Origin of the sequence: Microcoleus sp. AT3-D2, from assembly GCF_036705715.1 — a bacterium.
Lineage (GTDB): Bacteria > Cyanobacteriota > Cyanobacteriia > Cyanobacteriales > Microcoleaceae > Microcoleus.
Window position 1 is genome coordinate 31,930 of sequence record NZ_JAUBVE010000019.1, and the last position, 18,454, is coordinate 50,383.

Genomic DNA, 18,454 nt, shown 5'->3' on the forward strand with positions numbered 1-18,454 from the left:
AATCCCAATTTACCTCTTTTAAGATACATCAACCACTAGAATAAATCCCTCTTTCTTGCAGTTGCTGCATAAAAAACTCTTCCAAACTAGGCTTAGCCAAATTCATCCCAATTAGCTGCCCTCCCGTACCGCTCAGACTAGAAAGAAACTCCTTCGGCTCGCCCTGCAAATGACCGTACCACAAATCATTATCAACTTCCATATCCGGTATCCACTTTTTCAGGATATTCAAGTGACCGCCCCTACCTTCAACCCGATAAGTTTCAGTATTGCCGAGGAGTTCGTCGATCGCACCAATGCAGATTAACTCACCCTTCGCCAAAATTGCCACTCGATCGCAAATCTTCTCCACATCAGACAATATATGCGAATTAAAAAAAATCGTTTTTCCTTGATTTTTCAGCGATAAAATTATCTCCCGCATCTGATAGCGTCCCATCGGATCTAAACCCGACATCGGCTCATCTAAAAACACCACATCTGGATTATTAATCAAAGCTTGAGCCATGCCGATACGTTGCAGCATTCCCTTAGAATACTGGCGCAACTGTTTTTTAATTGCCGCCGATTGAGATAGCCCAACTAAGTCTAGCAAATTCGGAATTCGCTGTCGCTGAATCGAGGGGGGAATTTCAAACAAGCCTGCCGCAAATTGCAAGAATTCCCAACCGGTGAGATAATCGTAAAAATAGGGATTTTCTGGCAAATAGCCGACTCGCTGCTTCACAGTGCGATCGCCCAAAGGCCTCCCCAACAGCAGCGCTCGGCCAGAAGTGGGGCGCACTATACCCAGCAAAGTTTTCAGCAGCGTAGTTTTCCCCGCTCCATTTTGCCCTAACAACCCGAAAGTTTCGCCCTCAGAGACAGTCAGAGTGCAATTTTTGAGCGATTCAATTTTTTCATTCATCCAGAAGCCGGTACGGTATAACTTCCCCAGATTAAATGTTTCCACCACTGGGGTAGCTCCGGGCATCTCGGTGGAAGTTGGCGCATCTATAAGAGGTTCCATTTTTGTCACAGAAATAACTAGCACCTGATTATATTCTATTGCATAAGTTAAGTAATAATTGCTATTTTTAATGTTAAACTAATATTAGCTGTAGTTAAAATTTTCTCAATATGGAACGTTCAAAAATTATTGCTATAATCACCGGAGTGATTTCTATAATTTTAGCAGTTGCCTACCTGCTGCTCGTCACCCTCCTCGACTTCCGAGGCGAAATGCTGCCCGCACCTCAAAGTCAGTTGCCCGTCTCCATGCCTATTCAGCAATTAGGCACTGCCAACCCGACTTTGCGAGTACATTAGTTATTGGTTATTGGTTATTAGTTATTAATCATTGCAACTAACAACTAACAACCAACAACTGCCAACTAACAACTAACTAATAGACATGAATTGCTTTCATCATGTGATATGCAACTAGCAACTGCGTCAAAGCTAGCGGGTAACTTTGCAAAACTTCACCAGTTGTGCCGATAAGTTTGCCAATTTCCGGGTTGCCTTGGGCGGAGCAAAATCCCCGCAGGTGGGGCAACTCGCTGCACAAAATCATTTCTAGTTCGTTTACTTGCTCGCTGGTAGCGTGGGAGTCTACTTCCAAAACGTCAACAGGTTTGCCCATATCCCGATCGAGTCCCAAGCGAATTGCAGGTTTAAAGCTCTCGCTGCCTCGACCTAAAATCTCAGTAAAATCAGGGTGAGGAATTGTCGGTCTGAGCACTAAACGGACGCTCAAATTCGATTCATTGTCCGCTTCTGGCGGGTAAAAACTAACTACAACGTCGGCCGATTTGCGCTGAGGACGAATGAAGTCTTCCGAGTCCGGTTCCCGTTTTTTAATTTCTGCAAGCACCTGTTCTTCAGTATAACCGCGCTTCATGACATCGCGCTTAACTTTCCACTGACTTCGCAACTCTTCGGGAGGAGCAAGATACACTTTTACGTCGTAAGAATCGCGGATTGTTCGGGTTGCGTAACCCAGCAAACCTTCAACTATTACAAATTTGCTGGGCTTGATGTATTCGGGTGGGTCGAATGTACCTGTGGTGTGGTTGTAGATGGGTTTGAGAATTGCTTGTCCGGTACGCAGCAGGCTGAGGTGCTGCTGCATAATGTCGAGGTGATTGCAGTCGGGATGCAATGCTGTGATTCCGATTTCTGCCCGCTGCTTTCTGTCGTAGCGATGATAGTCGTCAGTGCAAATCACAGTGACATTTTCTGGCCCTAATACTTGGGCAATTCCCCGCGTCAGGGTGGTTTTGCCCGCTGCGCTGTCTCCGACAATACCGAGAATAATTGGTCGATCGCTCATTGTTTTTACCCGGACGCACAATAGCAAATTTTGTTGTCAATCTTCAATCTTATCAAAATTGTGTTCGGTTCGATCGCTCGGTTTGACTTGATCCCCCCGGAGTCTCCACCATGTGTAAAATTATTGTAAAATTTCTTAATAAAATTCAACAAAGCATACTCAGGGAACATCTCATTGAACGATCGTAATTACCCAATTCTCAATTCCCTGTTTGCCCAATTCCCAATGCCTCATTACCAGTCATCCTTTCGTTTGTTGTTGTAAGTTTCCCAATCGTCTTGTTGCGGCGGCTGATACAAGGGCTCTGGTTCTATTTCTGGTTCCAATTCCGCTGACATTTCTAATTCGGGTTCCGATTCTTGCTGATAAATGTTCAAAGGTTCGACAACGCGGGCGATCGCATCTTTGACAAATGCTTTGACAAACTCGTCTTTCCGATTTAACTGAAACTGCCTTTGCACAACTTCGGTGATGCCACCATCGCCCCAATCTTGGTCATGACGGAAATATTCAATAAAACTTTTACCGGCAATTCTGGTTAAATAAGCCGCACTGACTGCTTGAATTGCTTTGCCAAGTACAAACCCGGCTACGCTTAACTGCAGCGCCCTTGATACTACTTGAACTACACCTTCAACTATTCCCAAACTTGCTAGGGTTTTTGCTAGAGACAATGCCAATTCTTTGGCGCGATCGATATTTAATTCGCAGCCGTAAATCTTGGCAATTTCTACTACCATTTGAGCATTAACTGCTGCTGTCGCTAACAAATCCACAACTGGCAAAGGCGTTACAGCAATTACTCCGGCTCCGATCCACTGAAATCGCTCTACTGCTTTATCAGCTTGCCGCCTTCTTTGAGCATCAATTAACTTACGCGCTTGGTCTCCCAAGTGCTGAGATTGCAGCAAAATATTGTCCGCAATTAAGTCTTCGCCTTCGGCTCGCAAAATTGCAGCAACGCGCCGAATTAATGGCATAATATCCGGGTATGGCTGAAAAATTGTGCCGTCTTCTAGTACAACTTTTTGCGGATTGGCGCTAATCGCGACTACATCCATTGCTGATACAAAACCTTTGACTCGCTGCCGCAGTCGATCGAGAATTTCATCTCTGTCGGTGTCGGGATAAAGGTCAACTTTATTAAAAACCACGATCGACCTTTTGCCAATTTCCGCCAAAGTCCGCAGCGGTTCGTACTCGGATTTTCGTAAATCGCCGTCCAAAACAAATAAAATCAAATCTGCCCTCGCCGCCAACTGCCTCGCCAATTCCTCTCTGTAAGTTCCCGCAACTCCCGCTTCCAAGATGCCTGGGGTATCAGTAATTGCTAATTCTCGATCGATTCCTTTCAATTTCAGAGTGTAAGTTTCCCCAACTTCGGTAGTTCCCATCGGCGCGCCCACCTGTCCCGCCATCCGCCCCACCAGCGCATTCACAGCGGAAGTTTTGCCCGCAGAACCGGTGCCGAAAACAACTACTCGAACGCTGCCGCGAGCCATGCTAGCTTCAATTTCGCGAGCTCTCAACAGCAAAGCTTGCCGCGCTACTTCATCTTGAATGCGATCGACTTGTTGCCTGATTGCTTTGAGATTTTCCGAAGCTGCTTCACTTTTCACAACAGGAACCTTTGGAGTAATCGGCCGTTTTCCCTTAACTTTCTGGGGGCGTTGCAGCAACCTAAAATAGTAAACCAGGGCAAAAATTAGCGTTCCCAAAAGTACAATTATCAGGAAAATCAGCAAATTAGCCAGCAGCGGAGAAGCAGACCACGCAACTTGACTGTAAAGCCCTGTTAAGGAACTCACCAGCCCAATAATCAGCCCCAGGGCGAGGCAGAAAGCAGCAATTAAGGTTAACAGGCGCGGCAAAGGCATGAGGGGAGTGGCAAATAAAAGGGTTATGCTTTGATTTTTACACTACGCCGATAGTCATCAGTCATTGCAAATCTAAAATCTAAAATGGCCAAGCGCCCGATGATCGTACTGCGCGAACCCGCAAATCCCGATTCTGTCGCACTGCGGGCGCGATTTGCGGGGTTTTAGGGGTAGCGGGTGCAGATGGAGTGCGATCGCGCCCGCAGTCTGCAATTGTAGCTTGCACGAGAACTTACTAAGTCGGTGGCAAAATTCGCCAGTATGTAACAAAAGATTAAGTAGAGTGATTCGAGTTAAGTTTAATAGGTTGTGTAAGGTTGTGTACGGTTTTTTATTTACCTTTCACCCCATGAATTCTCCCAGAAGCAAGCTCTAATTCGGAGTCAAATATTTGTCCTGATCGTTCATCTTTTTTGATGTGTTGCCACTCCCAGCCAAAGCAAATTTATTCCTTCTCATATCAATTCCGCGCTTCATCGTCGGGCGTAAAGTCGAATCCCGATGCCAACAAATAATTCACGCCATTTTCATTTTTTTGACTCACAGTCAACAGTCAACAGTCAACAGTCAACGTCAACAGTCAACAGTCAACAGTCAACAGTCAACAGTCAACAGTCAACAATGATAAGGAGTGCAACCGGAATCGATTGCTAATTGCAGACAATCGGCAGAGTGAGATGTACCGTTGTTTCCTTTTTATAGATACTGGTAATTGAGAACTCTCCTCCTGCCAGTTCGACAATTTTCTGGACAATTTTTAAGCCGATACCGGTGCCCTGTTGCTCATACTTTTTGCGCTCAAACTGCATGAAGGCACCAATTTTAGCAATTTGCTCTTCTGTCATGCCCTGCCCTGAGTCATGTACAGATAAATGCAGCATCTCCCCTACGACTTGACTACTAACTTTAATGGTTGTCTCTGGTGAGGAGAATTTCAGTGCATTATCAATTAATTCATAGAGCAGCCTTGATAGATATCGTTCTGATAGAGCGATATCCGCTTCCTCAAGAGTTAACAACAAATCGTTGCTACGGTTTACCTTCTGAGCCTGGTATTTCAACTCGGCTTCAATGGCGGAAGCTACAAATTGAGTCCGGGCAGATTCCATCTTGTGCTGTTGACTTGCGGATAGTTCTAATCCTAAATAAATCAGGAATTTATTCGTTAATTTTTCTAGGCGACGGGCAGAGTCATGTGCCCAGCCTAACATCTCACGGATTTGGGCTATCTCCATGCCTTCGAGCTCGTCCTTGAGCCACCCGATCGTGCCTAAGATGCCATTGAGGGGCGTATTCAGTTCGTGGGATAGAGTAGAAGCTAAGTTGCCACGCAGCTCATTAAGGGTGCTTTCCAAGAGATTGGTGGTATTTTCTTGGATGTGGTATAAGTTCTGGATATTATCATACTGTTGCTTGATTCTGAGCATTGAATGCACGCGAGCACGCAGTTCAATAGCATTTACAGGTTTACTGATGAAGTCGTCGGCTCCGGCAGTTAGACAGTTGGCAAGGTCTGATTTTGAGCTTAATGCTGTCACCATAATGATGGGAACGGCTTGCCATTTTGACATGGCTTTGATTTGCCGACAAATCTCGATACCGTCTATTCCCGGCATCATCACATCCAGCAAAATAAGATCCGGATCGAATATATCCAGGGATGCGATCGCTTCTTGCCCGCTGGCAGCATAATGCAATTGATAATCCTGCTCTGATAACAGGATTTCAATCACATCAAAGTTATCCGGCTCATCATCAACAATTAAGAGAGAGAATTGAGACATCATTTCCACGCTTTCAATAATGTAAAAAGTTTTATGAGTTAATGTGATACTCGTCAGCTATGCTGCCAAAGTTATTTCAAAAATGGCACCTTGTGGTTGGTTGTTTTTGACACCAATTGCGCCCCCATGTGCCTCAACTACCATTTTGCAGAAAGCTAAACCCAACCCTATTTGAGAGACCTCCGACATCAGATTCCCAATCTCGTATTTCTCAAAAATCTTGTGCCGCAATGTATCAGGAACACCCGGTCCAGAGTCTATAACCTGGATTTTGGCGTTGCCAGATCTGAGGAATTCTACATTCACTATGATTTGACTATTGGGTGGGGAAAACTTAATTGCATTCGAGAGAAGGTTATCCAGCGCTCGATGTATCATAGTGGCATCAACCGAGACTTTCCTACTGGTTTCTCCTGGTAATTGAGCGACCAGCGACTGATTTTTTTTAGCAGCGATCGCTTCAAAGTTTGATATGGCAGACTTTATGAGATCGCACAGATCAATCTCTGTGTAATTGAGACGAGTTTTACCGGATTCGAGTAAAGCAATTTGCAATAAATCATCAATTAATAGCTGTATTGCTTGGGCTGATGAGTAAATTCGATCCAGTTGCCTTTGTTGTTTTTCTCTAGGATACTCTATGCTTTTTAGGAGTTCCAAGCCAAGCAAGATACCAGCCAGGGGATTGCGTAAATCGTGGACTACCATTTTAACCATATCTTCCCGCAATTTTAGTAAGCTTTGCAGGTCGTCATACTGGTCTTTAATTCGCAGCATGGAGTGAACTCTGGCACGCAGTTCAATAGCATTTACAGGTTTACTAATGAAGTCGTCAGCGCCTGCAGTGAGACAATGGGCAAGGTCGGATTTTGAGTTTAATGCTGTCACCATAATGATGGGAACGGCTTGCCATTTTGGCATGGCTTTGATTTGCCGACAAACTTCGATGCCATCTATTCCTGGCATCATCACATCCAGCAAAATAAGATTAGGCTCAAATACGTCGAGGGATGCGATCGCTTCTACCCCGCTGGCAGCGTAATGTAATTGATAATCCTGCTCGCTCAAGAGGGTTTCAATTACATCAAAATTATTGGGATCGTCGTCAATGACTAAAACGGATGGTCTGTTCACGGGTTATCTTTACCTAGAAGCTAAAAGTTGTTGAATAGTGCTTGCCAATTGCTTCAGCTTGACGGGTTTGGTGAGGTAATCATTGGCTCCGGCGGCAAGACAACGATCGCGATCGCCAGTCATGGCTAAGGCAGTTAGGGCAACGATCGGCACATCGACTAACCTAGGATCGAGGCGAATCTGCTGCATAGCTTCTAGGCCATCCATACCAGGCATTTGAATGTCCATCAAAATTAGATTGGGGTTTTCCGACTTGGCCAGGGCGATCGCCTCTTCTCCATTCTTCGCCAAGAGAATGCGATAGCCTTTAGCTCTCAGGTAGCTCGAAACCGTACTGATATTGGCTTCGTTGTCTTCCGCCAGCAAGATTAAGGGAGAGCCTCGCTGCTGTTCGGGCCCGCTGGGTTCGATGCGGTACTCTGTCTGGGGTTCCAGGGCAAGAGAGGATGGCGCACAAGCAGTGCAGGGAAGGTCGATCGCGAAGCAACTTCCTACACCCACGGTGCTGGTGAGCCCCACCTGCCCGCCGTGGAGTTCGACAATGCGTTTCACCAGGGCAAGCCCCAAGCCAGTGCCTGTATATTGACGATTCAGGGCGCCATCGATTTGGATAAAGGGCTGAAACAGTTTGTTGATATGTTTTGGGGCAATACCAATACCTGTATCGATGACGGCAATTTGCAGGGTTTCTCTGACCAAAAAATGGGGTGAGGAATCGGCAGAATCTGGGTCGGCCCGAGGCTGTTGACGGCTAACTTCTAGGGTGATGCGTCCTCCGTTAGGAGTGAATTTGACCGCGTTGTTGAGAAGGTTGATCAAGACTTGGCGCATCCGCCGTTCATCAATCAATAAGTCGGGCAGATTGAGTGGCACTTTAATCTCTAGCTGGATGCGTTTTTGCAGGGCTTGTTGTTTGATAAAGGCCAGACTGGATTGACAGAGATGATTGATTGAAACTGGGGTGCAATCGAGTTCCATTTGACCCGATTCAATTTTGGCGACATCCAAAATGTCGTTGATTAACTCTAGCAAGTGAGAGCTACTGCGATCGATGGTTTGTAAAGCTTTGATTTGTTGTTCGTTGACGATGCCAAATACTTGCTCTTGTAGCCCCTCGCTCATGCCCAGAATGGCGTTGAGGGGGGTGCGGAGTTCATGGCTCATGTTGGCGAGGAATTCGTCTTTGAGGCGGGTAGCACGGGCCAATTCTTGGTTAGAGACTGCCAGTTGTTCGTTGCGCTCGGTGAGTTGCTGCTGGGCTTGTTGCCGTTCGGTGAGTTCTTGCTGCAACTGCTCAAATAGGCTAGCTTGTTGAACAGCGATCGCCAACTGGTTAGCAATTTGTTGCAGGAGTTGCGCTTCAGACTCTTGCCAGACTCGCTTTTCTCGACAAGCATGGACAACTAAAACCCCCCAGAGCTTGTTGGTTGCCCCAGGGGCAACCCCTCTATGGCTTTCGCTGCTTCGGGCTTCTTGCAGGATAGGTGCAACCATTTTGGACTGGACTTGACCAACGCTTGCGTATTCCACCAAACAATTAGTCCCCATATCGGTCGTTATATCGGGGACGATACGGGGCTTGCCCTGGCAATAATGGTTGAGGATTTCTTGAGACCACAGTTGGTCGTCCCAGTAAAGGTTTTTGAGCGCGGAAAACTCGGTCAACACAGATTCTTCAACTATTTCACTTCTGCCATTGCCAAATAGCCGGATTACGATGATTCGATCGCCTTGCAAGATTTCTTTGACTTGCTGTGTCACAGTCGCCAAAATTTGGTTAATATCCAACGATTCGCGAATTTGCTGGGCGATGAATCCCAAAGTTCGCTGCCGTTGTAGTTGTAAAGCGATCGCATTTTCTGTTTGCTTGCGGATAGCCAATTCTGATTGTACCTGTTCGTAGAGGTAAGATTGCTGAATTGCGATCGCTAATTGGTTAGCAATTTGTTTAAGTAAATTGATTTCCCAGTCTTGCCATTGGCGCGGGGTATCGCATTGATGAACAATCAGCAACCCCCAGAGGGCTTGATTCTGAATAATTGGAACTACGAGTTTGGCTCTGACCTGGATGTCTGCGAGAAATTCGACTAAGCAGGGTAAGATTGACCCGTTTTCATCTTCCCTATCGTTGAGGGCATAAACTCTTCCTTGGATATAGCGCTCGTAGTTTTCTTCGGGAAAAACCTCTTCTGGGAATAGGATATCCAGGAGCTTAAGCCTATTTGGCGAAACAGATTCAGCAATGGTAGCCCCCGTCCCTTCAGGAAAAACCCGATAAACCAGCGTTCGATCTGATTGCAAGAGCTGATGGATTTCCTCAACAGTGCTATTGAGAATCTCGTCGAGATGCAGAGACGATCGCATCCGTTTAGTAATCGCTCCCAGCAAACGTTCATGTTTTGCTTGTTGTTGCAATCTCACTTCGGCTTCTTTGCGATCGGTGATATCCTGAAACGTGCCTACCAGACCAATAATATTACCTGAGCAGTCTCGCAGGGGAGCCTTGTGGGTTTCGAGAAATATTGGTTTACCATTGGGTAGAGTTAGCGTTTCTTCGATCCCTAATATAGCTTCACCCGTTTCGATTAACCGCCGATCCATCGCACAATACTCGTTCGCCTCCACTTCTTTCTGGCAAATATCTAAATCTCTTTTACCTATACTTTCGATCGTAGATGGCAAGCCTAGAGTTTTGGCAAACTGCTGATTGCATCCTAAAAAAACAGACTCTCGATTCTTCCAAAACACGGCGAGCGGGATGGTATCGAGTACCGTTTGCAGAAACTGCTGAGATTCTTGCAAAGCCTTCTGGGCCTGTTTGCGATCGCTGATATCTACTAATACACAAATAGTTTGATCCTCTGAGCCTGAGAGGAGTGCGGCTCCGAGCAAAACAGAAATCCGGCTGCCATCCTTACGGTAGTATTCCTTTTCCAAGGACTCGATCTCGCCCTCCTGTCTCAGGCGATCGATCGCTAAAACATCAGCGGCGAGATATTCGGGGGGGGTCATAGCACCCCAATGAATCATCCCAGCATTTAGTTCCTCCCTAGTGTAGCCAACCATCTGTAAGAAGCGATCGTTGGCATCGGTAATGTTCCCCTGAAAATCGGCAAACATCATGCCGCTGACACTGGAATCAAACACCCGGCGGAAGCGCATTTCACTGCTTTCCCTGGCGAGTTCAGCTTGTTTGCGATCGCTGATATCCGATAAAATTCCCTGGATGCTAATCAATTCCCCTTCAGCATTTATAACGGGTGTGGCACTGCTTCTCACCCAGACATAATTGCCATCTCGGTGGCGATGTCGGAACTCATAATCACTTGACTTTTTACCAAATTTGATATTCTCCTGATAACCAGTAACCACCAAAGGGCGATCGTCTGGATGCACCAGAGATATAAACGACTTGCCAATCCATGCACCCTCCTCCCAGCCAAACATCGTCTTGAATTGCGGTGACAAATAAGTGAGTATGCCATCGGGTTCACATGACCAGATCAAATCATTAGCCCCTTCTACCAGCCGCCGGAATTTAGCTTCACTCTCTGCTAATTCGGCTTCGATCTGTTTGCGATCGCTGATATCCCGGCATACACAAATCAATAATCCATCGTCTGTGAGGGTGAGGGATAGCCCTTCGGCAAAAGTAGAGCCATCTTTGCGCTTGGCGATCGCCTCTCCCTCCCAAGCGCGATCGTACCCCAGCACGGGAAAGACTTCCCGCTCAAACCGTTCTAACTCGTGTTGCGAATACAAAAGTTGCCAGGTTTTGCCCAGCAGTTCTTGAGAATGTTCGTAGCCAAACAGTTCTAGATGGGCTTGATTCACATAGAGGTAGGTATCTCCTTGGATAATCGCAATGCCGTCGATCGCCGCCTCAATTGCCGCCAGTTGTATTTTTAGGGTTTCTTGGGTTTGTTTGACATCGCTAATATCGGCAAAATAGCCAACAATCTCGGTTGGGCGACCTTGTTCATCTCGCACCAGGCGCATTGCATCCCGTATCCAAACGTAGTGACCATCGCGATGCAAAAATCGATATTCATGCTGATGAGTGTCGTACTCAAAGAGAGCCGATAGATCAGCCAAAACTCTAGGGGCATCTTCTGGGTGAAGATGGTTAATCCAGAAGCTGGGGGTCGATACAACTTCTTTTGGCTTGTAACCCAAAATGGCTTCGATATTTTTGCTGATGAAAGTTGAGTCATAGTCGCGATAGGGCTTAGAGCTATAGATCATCGCGGGACTGGATGCCAGAAGAAATTCGAGGCGTTCTTTCAACAGGCGATTTTCTCGCTCTGTCTGTTGGCGATGGGTAATGTCTTGGATCAGGGCCAGCGAATAGAGATGTCCATCATCACACGATAGGACAGAGGTGGAAATGGAGATAGTGCGCCTCTGTCCATCTTGACGCTGGATTTCCCTTTCCACAGCGCTCGGCTGCATCTGTCTACAGGTGGCGATCGCCTGTTCTCGATCTTCTAGATTCGGGTACAAGCTTTGATACGCCCCCAGACGGTTAATTTCTTCTAACGTGTAACCCGTAATCGCTTGCATTTGCTGATTCCAGACTGTGAAGCGGACAAAGGGAAACTCCTCAACTTGATGGAAAACGCACAGCCCTTCTGCCATGTTTTCTACAATTTGTTGACGGAAAGTATTTTCCTGCTGAAGCGTTGCTTCGGCCAACTTGCGATCGGTAATGTCGAAGCGAATGGCTAGATACTGAAAAGGTCGCCCTTGTTCGTCCAAAAAGGGGACGATGGTGGTGGCAACCCAGTACAGGCTACCGTTTTTTGCCCGATTGCAAATTTCACCGCGCCAAATCTGACTGCTGCTAATGGTGCGCCACAAGTCTTGGAAGAAAGCAGGGGGATGATAGCCAGAGTTGACTATGCGATGGGTTTGTCCGATCAGTTCATCGCGGGAGTAGCCAGAGACTAAACAGAAGCGATCGTTGACGTAGGATATCACCCCTTCGCGATCGGTGATGACCACAATGGCAGACTGATCCAAGGCCTGTTTAAAGGCTGATAATTCTTGAATTAACTGGTGGCGTTGGAGTTCAGCCTGTTTGCGTCTGCTAATATCCAAGTTGACCCCAATCATGCTCTGGGGATTGCCTTGGGCATCTTGCAAGACCATACCAAAGGTTTTAATAAAGTGGAGGCTGCCATCGGGATGCAACACTCGAAATTCGGTATTAAATTCTGCGTGTCCTAAGACGGCTTGCTGGAGCAATGTTTCGGTGGCGGTGCGGTCTTCGGGATGTAGCCGGTTTGCCCAAATGTCGTAAGGCAGAGGGGCATCAGATTGTTTTGTGACACCGTACAGTTGGTACATTCGCTCATCCCAAAAGACCGTGTTCTGTACAATATCGAAGTCCCAACAGCCGATCGCCCCTGATTTGAGGGACAAAGCGAGGCGATCCGATACTTTCTGTAGTTCCACTTCTGCACGTTTGCGATCGCTAATATCTTGGGCGATGCCTAAAAAGCCGATAATTTGCTGATTGACATCCTTGAGGGTGCTGATGGATAGCGACATAGGAAATCGACAACCATCTTTGCGGATATAGCTCCACTCTTCTTCGCTGACAATACCTTGGCGTGCTTTGGCAACAAGAACCTCAAAGCCGGGGGGAATATTTTGCCCGAGTTCGGCAGATAGTGATGCTGCCCGGTCAATTACCTCATTTGCATCGTGGAAGAGTGCGGGGGAGGCTTTGCCGATGATTTCTTGAGCACTGTAACCCAGCATCCTTTCGGCTCCAGCATTAAAGGTCTGGATGATGCCAGTTGGGTCAGTGGAGATGATGGAGTAATCAGTACCATTGAGGATGGCGCGTTGCAGGCTGTTGACTTGCCAAAGCTCTTGGGTGCGTTCTTCGACTTTTGCTTCTAGCTGTTGGTTGAGTTGCTGGAGTTGTTGTTCGGCAAGTTTGCAATCGTTAATGTCTGTAGTAGTTCCTACGTAGCCGACTACTTGCCCGTCTGCATCCAGTTCGGGAACGGACTGCCCATATACCCAAGCCACAGCACCGTCGGGATGTTGAAAGCGATATTCGAGTTGGAAAGAGCCACTTTCTTGGATAGATTGCTCCCATTCGGCGATGACCCAATCGCGATCGTCGGGGTGTAGCCCTTGTTGCCATCCTTCCCCGATGGCGGTTTTTGGGGTGAGTCCGCTGATCAGACACCACCAATCGTTAACATAGATGCACTTGCCGAAAGCATCGGCGCGAAAAATCCCCACGGGTACGGCTGCCACTAGGCTGGCGTAGCGTTCTTCGCTTTCTTGCAAGCGGACTTCAGTTCGTTTGCGATCGCTAATGTCGGTAATGGTTCCTATATAGCCACTCCGATGTCCATTGGCATCGAGTTCGGCGACGCACTGCCCATAAACCCACGTTACCCCACCGTCGGGAGGTTGAAAGCGATATTCGAGTTCAAAAGAGTCGCTACCTTGAATGAATTGCTCCCATTGGGCAATGACCCAATCGCGATCGTCGGGGTGCACTCTTTGTTGCCATCCCTGTGCGATAGTGGCTCCTGGTCTGAGTCCGCTGATCTGAAAGTAGCGATCGTTGACATAGGTACATAGCCCCTCCGCATCGGTGCGAAAAATCCCGACCGGAGCAGCAGCGGCAAGGGCGGCGTAGCGTTGTTTGCTCTCGATCAGGGTGGCTTCGATCCGCTGTCGCTTTACCAGTTCATTCTGCAATTGTTGCTGGATCGTGGCTTGCCCAAGGGCGATCGCCACCTGTAGACAAACTTGTCGCAGAAGTTCGATCTCGTCAGTCGTCCAAGGGTGCGGAGTGGCTCGATAACTGGCGATCATTAATCCGCGCAGTTGTTCCTCAATCACGATCGGCACCATCAGCTTGGCGCGAATATCAAACCCCACTAACAGTTCCTGATGGCACTGGGTCATTTCTTCGCCGTAGATGTCGTTGATGACGCGAATTCTGCCCTGGCGATACGGTTCAAGCCATTCTGGGCTCATGCAAGGATCGTGGGCGTCCCTATGAAGCACCGATCGCCCCGTGTCGGTAATGGCTTCCGCAATCACGGTGCCGCTAAAGTCAGGCCGAAACTGGTAAATGATGACGCGATCGCACCCCAGAAGCGAGTGAATTTCGTGCACTGTAGTATGCAGAATATCTGACAAATTCAGGGACGAGCGAATCTGCTCGGCAATGGTATTGAGAAGTTGCTCTCGATCAGCCTTTGCTTTGAGGGCGGCTGTCCGATCTTCCACCTGCTGCTCGAGTTCAAGGTTGCGATTTGCCAGCAGCGCCACCTTTTCCGCCTCTAGGCGCACCACCTTCTCTTCCCACTTCTGGACCAGTTTGTATAGCTCCAGCGGGTTGAGGGCTTGCAGCAAAATGGTCTGGGTGACGATGCCTAATAGTTCTCCTAGCTCCCCTGTCACCGCCAACCGACGGATCGATCGCTGCTCCATGATCTGCTGCACAGTCCAGAGTGACTCCTCTGGCTTGACCTTAAAAATCGGCGTACTCATTACCGCCTCAGCCAGACAGGTTTCCAGCTTCAAGCCCAAGGCCTGAAATTGCACAATATCCCGCTCGGTGACAATCCCCACTGGAATTTGTAGCGGTTCAGTAGAGATTCCGCCTGGGTGTACAATCACCACGGAACTGACGCGATGCTCTGCCATAAGTTGGACGATCGCCAGTAGGGAAGAATCTGGCGCAGCACAAATCACTTCGCGGGTCATCACTTCTGCTACCATACGCAACCGCAGCAGGTCGATCGGTCGAGAGGTGTGGCGCAGACTTTCGTGAGTCACTAGGCCCACTAGGCGATCGAGTTCGTCCAGGATGGGCAAATGGCGAATTTGGTGGTGTTGGAGCAGGTTAATCGCAAAAAATAAATCGGTGAAGGCGGACTCCCGGAGGGTGACGACTGGATGTGTCATCACCTCCCTGAGCACCAAATTCTCCAAGGAACGCTGCTGGACACTCAGCCGCACCACGTCTCGCTCGGTCAGTACGCCGACCAATTGCTCGTTTTCCACTACCAACACGCAGCTCGATCGGGTCTCTATGTGGAGGTCGTGGAGTTGACCATCCGCCGTTCTAGGGGTGTTGCAGAGCGATCGTACGCCACTCATTTGGGCGATCGTATCCATCACCGTCGTATCGGGCGAAACCACCAAGGGCTCCGGGACGATCGCAGTCCTGAGTTCTATTGGAGTGAGAGCCGTAGTACGCATGAACATGAGTTTATAGGGTTTGATTGCTGATTATTTTTTTAAACTTTTCGCCTTAAACACATGAGCTGATAGCGTAGCCTGGGGTCAGCGATAGTAACCAGAAGAGTTACTTAGCTGCACGACTTTCTCTAAATATTATATTTACTTAATGTTCGCTTCTGCATGAAATCAGTTAGGGAAATTCGGCGACTCTAAGGTAACGCTGTTTCATCACTTTCCTGAGATAATAAAAATAGAAAGTAACGCTGTTTCATCACTTTCCTGAGATAATAAAAATAGAAAGTGCCGTAAACACTTTACGACTATGTTGAAGCTCGGAGAGCCCGCCGTAACGATAAAATTTGTTGACGATTGACGATTACCGTGAATTATACAGAGCATACCGAACACTATTCCCGCAAGTGAGAGTTTGTGAGATTTTTAATTATTTTCCTGTGGGATTTTGTGATATTAAGCGTAAAACACTACCAGCAATATCTCGTGTAGGGGGATTAAGTAATGAACCAAAACTATGGCATTTTCTAAGCAAATTACCTTGAAAGTATAACGCTTGAAAAATGCTAGGTTAAACCTTATTCTACAAGAACTAGCCGGAATATCAATTTGTATAATTATTGTTGATAAACTAAGAAATCAAAAGAAAGGGAAGACAACCGCTGATCTGAAACGATGTCACCAATCAAATAGAGTTTGAGTAAGTCGGCGTCAAAAAAACGAAGTATGTTAAAAAAACAAGTGAATACAGAGAATGTTTCTACTGAGGTAATTGAATATATGGGCGCTATATTAACAGAAACCCGGTTTTTTAACACCAGTGCCTCCTGGAAGCTCCGAAAGTAGAAACTAGAAACCGGGTTTCTTCGGCAAGATAAGAGCGCCCTAATTTACAAAAATTATCACATTAAATATCAATGCGGCACTCTCAAATCAGCCGCGACTTAAGTTAGACTGAATGGTCAGTGCGTGAATTATTCACAGGTTAGCATCTATGCACCTCAAACATCTCAATCAGCCTTCACAAGAACTCTCTACGTCTTGCGAGCATCACATCAAAGAGACCCAGCCACCAAAGCCCAATTATTTCGCTGACATAGCCCGTTCCTTCCGCAACCTCAGTATTCACGACAAAATCTGCCGTGGGTACGCACTGGCTCTTTTTGTTGCGATTGGGGGAACGGCTGTCGGGATGTTGGTGGGCACTCATTACTATCGAATAACTAATAATCAAGTACACATCGAGCGAGAAAGTCAGATTTTAAATAAGTTGCAGGTGGCTTTACTGCGGACGCAAAACAGCCAAGAATGGCTGATTTACGGGCTAGGACAGCCCCAAACATTTGACAGAAAATACCAACAATTACAAAACAATCTTTCCACTTTAAAAGTGTTATTTTCAGAATTTAAAAAACCTAACTATCTGGATCACATTGAAGGGATAGAAAAAATTAGAAAAACTGGCGATTCGCTACGGGCTAATTATATTTATCCACTAGAAATAGTTAATAAAAAAATTAGTAAGTTGCCAAATAACCCGGCTCAACAAAGTATTAAACGTAAGTTGCTGTTAAATTTCGATCGAGATAAAATTGGGTTGCAACTCGATAGGGCGGTTAATGATATAGCAGAAATTATCGATCGCGCCCAACAGCAAGAAGATGCAGGGCGGAAGGATCTGCTGCGAGCCCAGGCGCTGCGGGTGCAAATAATTTTGGGTAGCATGGCGCTGTCGATCGTCGTTGCAGCAGTGCTGGCGGGCTTCACCAGTCGGGCGATCGCCAAACCCCTCGCCGCTGTAACTAAAATCGCTCAGCGAGTGACGGAAGAATCTAATTTTCAGTTGCAAGTACCAGTTACCAGCACCGATGAAGTGGGAGTATTAGCAGCTTCGCTGAATCAACTGATTCAGAAAGTAAATCAATTGCTCGAAGAATTGAAATCTGAACAACAAAGCCAGATACTTCAAAATGAGAAAATGGCAACTTTGGGGCGGATGTTAGCCGGTGTTGCTCACGAAGTTAACAATCCAATCAATTTTATCTATGCCAATATCGCTCCTGCCAGAAATTATGTTGAAGATATTTTAGATTTGCTCAAAACTTACGAGACAGAAATTTCCACCCCCCCTGCTGCTGTGCTCGCCAAAGGGGAAGAAATAGACATCGATTTTCTCAAAGAAGATTTGATCAAAATATTTGACTCAATGCAAGTAGGCGCTGAAAGAGCCAAAGCTATTATCTTAAGTTTGAAAGATTTTTCTCGTCTCGATGAGGCAGCCCCTCATCCCGTGGATTTGCACGCCTGCATAGACAGCAGTTTGCTCATTCTTAATAGCCGCATCAAACAAGGCATTGAAGTGGTGCGACATTACGGCAATATTCCGACTGTGGAAGGCTATATGGGTTTGCTTTACCAGGTATTTGTGAACCTTCTCAACAATGCACTAGATGCTGTGGAAGAGAAAGCAAAAAGTGAGAAATCCAGCTCTGAGGAGGCGAAAAAACAATCGGCTTCGGAGCCACTCCAGGCAACACCGAGTTTTTTGCCGAGGATTGTGATTGCTACAGAATACTTGGACGACGACTCAGTGGTAGTGCGAATTTCTGATAACGGTATGGGAATAGCGCCAGAGAGTCAAGAAAAAATGTTTGAAACATTCTTTACTACTAAACCGAGAGGTGTAGGTACTGGTTTGGGATTGGCAATTGGTCGCGAAATAATCGTTAAGAAACACGGGGGGACGATTAACTTTTGGTCGGAGGTGGGAACGGGGACGGAATTTTCGATCGCCCTGCCGATTAAGCATGAGGATTTGATGCAAAATACGCAGGTAAAACCTCCAATGGCTCGCGAAGAGAATTCGCTCTACAACGGTAAGGCACAAGCCAAGTCCGAGGATAGAGAAACTGTAAAAAATTAAAAATTATCAGTTTTTATAGCAGTTTCAAAAAATAAGACCACTCTCAGCCCGCGATCTAAACTCTGATGTCCTAATTTATTCCAACTCTAAAATCTAAAATCTACAATCTACAATCTAAATTGTATGAGATTGCTTACTGATTGGCTGTCGCTTTCCCACTCAATGAGTGATAATACGCAAATCA

General features: G+C 46.8%; 9 protein-coding genes. 2 read left to right on the top strand and 7 right to left on the bottom strand.

The window, feature by feature from the left end:
• Positions 1 to 28: 28 nt before the first annotated feature.
• On the bottom strand, positions 29 to 1,009 hold the full coding sequence (locus QUB44_RS11210) for an ABC transporter ATP-binding protein (protein WP_333366737.1): 981 nt from the start codon (positions 1,007 to 1,009) through the stop codon (positions 29 to 31).
• Positions 1,010 to 1,119: 110 nt separating this feature from the next.
• On the opposite strand from QUB44_RS11210, the gene QUB44_RS11215 reads away from it, so the two are divergent.
• Positions 1,120 to 1,308: a hypothetical protein gene (locus tag QUB44_RS11215; RefSeq protein ID WP_333366742.1), complete on the top strand. Its 189-nt coding sequence runs from the start codon at positions 1,120 to 1,122 to the stop codon at positions 1,306 to 1,308.
• A 76-nt stretch (positions 1,309 to 1,384) separates the two neighbouring features.
• Here QUB44_RS11215 and QUB44_RS11220 read toward each other — a convergent pair whose 3' ends face one another.
• The 6 genes from QUB44_RS11220 to QUB44_RS11245 all read right to left on the bottom strand — a co-directional run bounded on the left by QUB44_RS11220 (position 1,385) and on the right by QUB44_RS11245 (position 15,359).
• Positions 1,385 to 2,314 (bottom strand): phosphoribulokinase, encoded by a 930-nt coding sequence (locus QUB44_RS11220; RefSeq protein ID WP_333366746.1) that lies wholly within the window; start codon positions 2,312 to 2,314, stop codon positions 1,385 to 1,387.
• A 233-nt stretch (positions 2,315 to 2,547) separates the two neighbouring features.
• On the bottom strand, positions 2,548 to 4,191 hold the full coding sequence (locus QUB44_RS11225; RefSeq protein ID WP_333366749.1) for a GTP-binding protein: 1,644 nt from the start codon (positions 4,189 to 4,191) through the stop codon (positions 2,548 to 2,550).
• A gap of 79 nt (positions 4,192 to 4,270) precedes the next feature.
• Entirely contained in the window at positions 4,271 to 4,417 is a 147-nt protein-coding gene (locus tag QUB44_RS11230) for a hypothetical protein (RefSeq protein ID WP_333366752.1), read from the bottom strand.
• A gap of 424 nt (positions 4,418 to 4,841) precedes the next feature.
• On the bottom strand, positions 4,842 to 5,975 hold the full coding sequence (locus tag QUB44_RS11235) for a hybrid sensor histidine kinase/response regulator (RefSeq protein WP_445299890.1): 1,134 nt from the start codon (positions 5,973 to 5,975) through the stop codon (positions 4,842 to 4,844).
• A gap of 57 nt (positions 5,976 to 6,032) precedes the next feature.
• Positions 6,033 to 7,109 (bottom strand): hybrid sensor histidine kinase/response regulator, encoded by a 1,077-nt coding sequence (locus tag QUB44_RS11240; RefSeq protein ID WP_333366755.1) that lies wholly within the window; start codon positions 7,107 to 7,109, stop codon positions 6,033 to 6,035.
• Between the two features lie 9 nt (positions 7,110 to 7,118).
• Positions 7,119 to 15,359, bottom strand: a complete 8,241-nt coding sequence (locus QUB44_RS11245) for a PAS domain S-box protein (protein WP_445299888.1) — start codon at positions 15,357 to 15,359, stop codon at positions 7,119 to 7,121.
• Between the two features lie 982 nt (positions 15,360 to 16,341).
• On the opposite strand from QUB44_RS11245, the gene QUB44_RS11250 reads away from it, so the two are divergent.
• Positions 16,342 to 18,270: an ATP-binding protein gene (locus QUB44_RS11250; RefSeq protein WP_333366761.1), complete on the top strand. Its 1,929-nt coding sequence runs from the start codon at positions 16,342 to 16,344 to the stop codon at positions 18,268 to 18,270.
• The last annotated feature ends 184 nt before the right edge of the window (positions 18,271 to 18,454 follow it).

What these genes read in the sequence shown, in the direction of transcription:
- QUB44_RS11210 (WP_333366737.1), bottom strand. Translation starts at nt 1,009, where the DNA reads ATGGAACCTCTTATAGATGCGCCAACTTCCACCGAGATGCCCGGAGCT.
- QUB44_RS11215 (WP_333366742.1), top strand. Translation starts at nt 1,120, where the DNA reads ATGGAACGTTCAAAAATTATTGCTATAATCACCGGAGTGATTTCTATA.
- QUB44_RS11220 (WP_333366746.1), bottom strand. Translation starts at nt 2,314, where the DNA reads ATGAGCGATCGACCAATTATTCTCGGTATTGTCGGAGACAGCGCAGCG.
- QUB44_RS11225 (WP_333366749.1), bottom strand. Translation starts at nt 4,191, where the DNA reads ATGCCTTTGCCGCGCCTGTTAACCTTAATTGCTGCTTTCTGCCTCGCC.
- QUB44_RS11235 (WP_445299890.1), bottom strand. Translation starts at nt 5,975, where the DNA reads ATGTCTCAATTCTCTCTCTTAATTGTTGATGATGAGCCGGATAACTTT.
- QUB44_RS11245 (WP_445299888.1), bottom strand. Translation starts at nt 15,359, where the DNA reads ATGTTCATGCGTACTACGGCTCTCACTCCAATAGAACTCAGGACTGCG.
- QUB44_RS11250 (WP_333366761.1), top strand. Translation starts at nt 16,342, where the DNA reads ATGCACCTCAAACATCTCAATCAGCCTTCACAAGAACTCTCTACGTCT.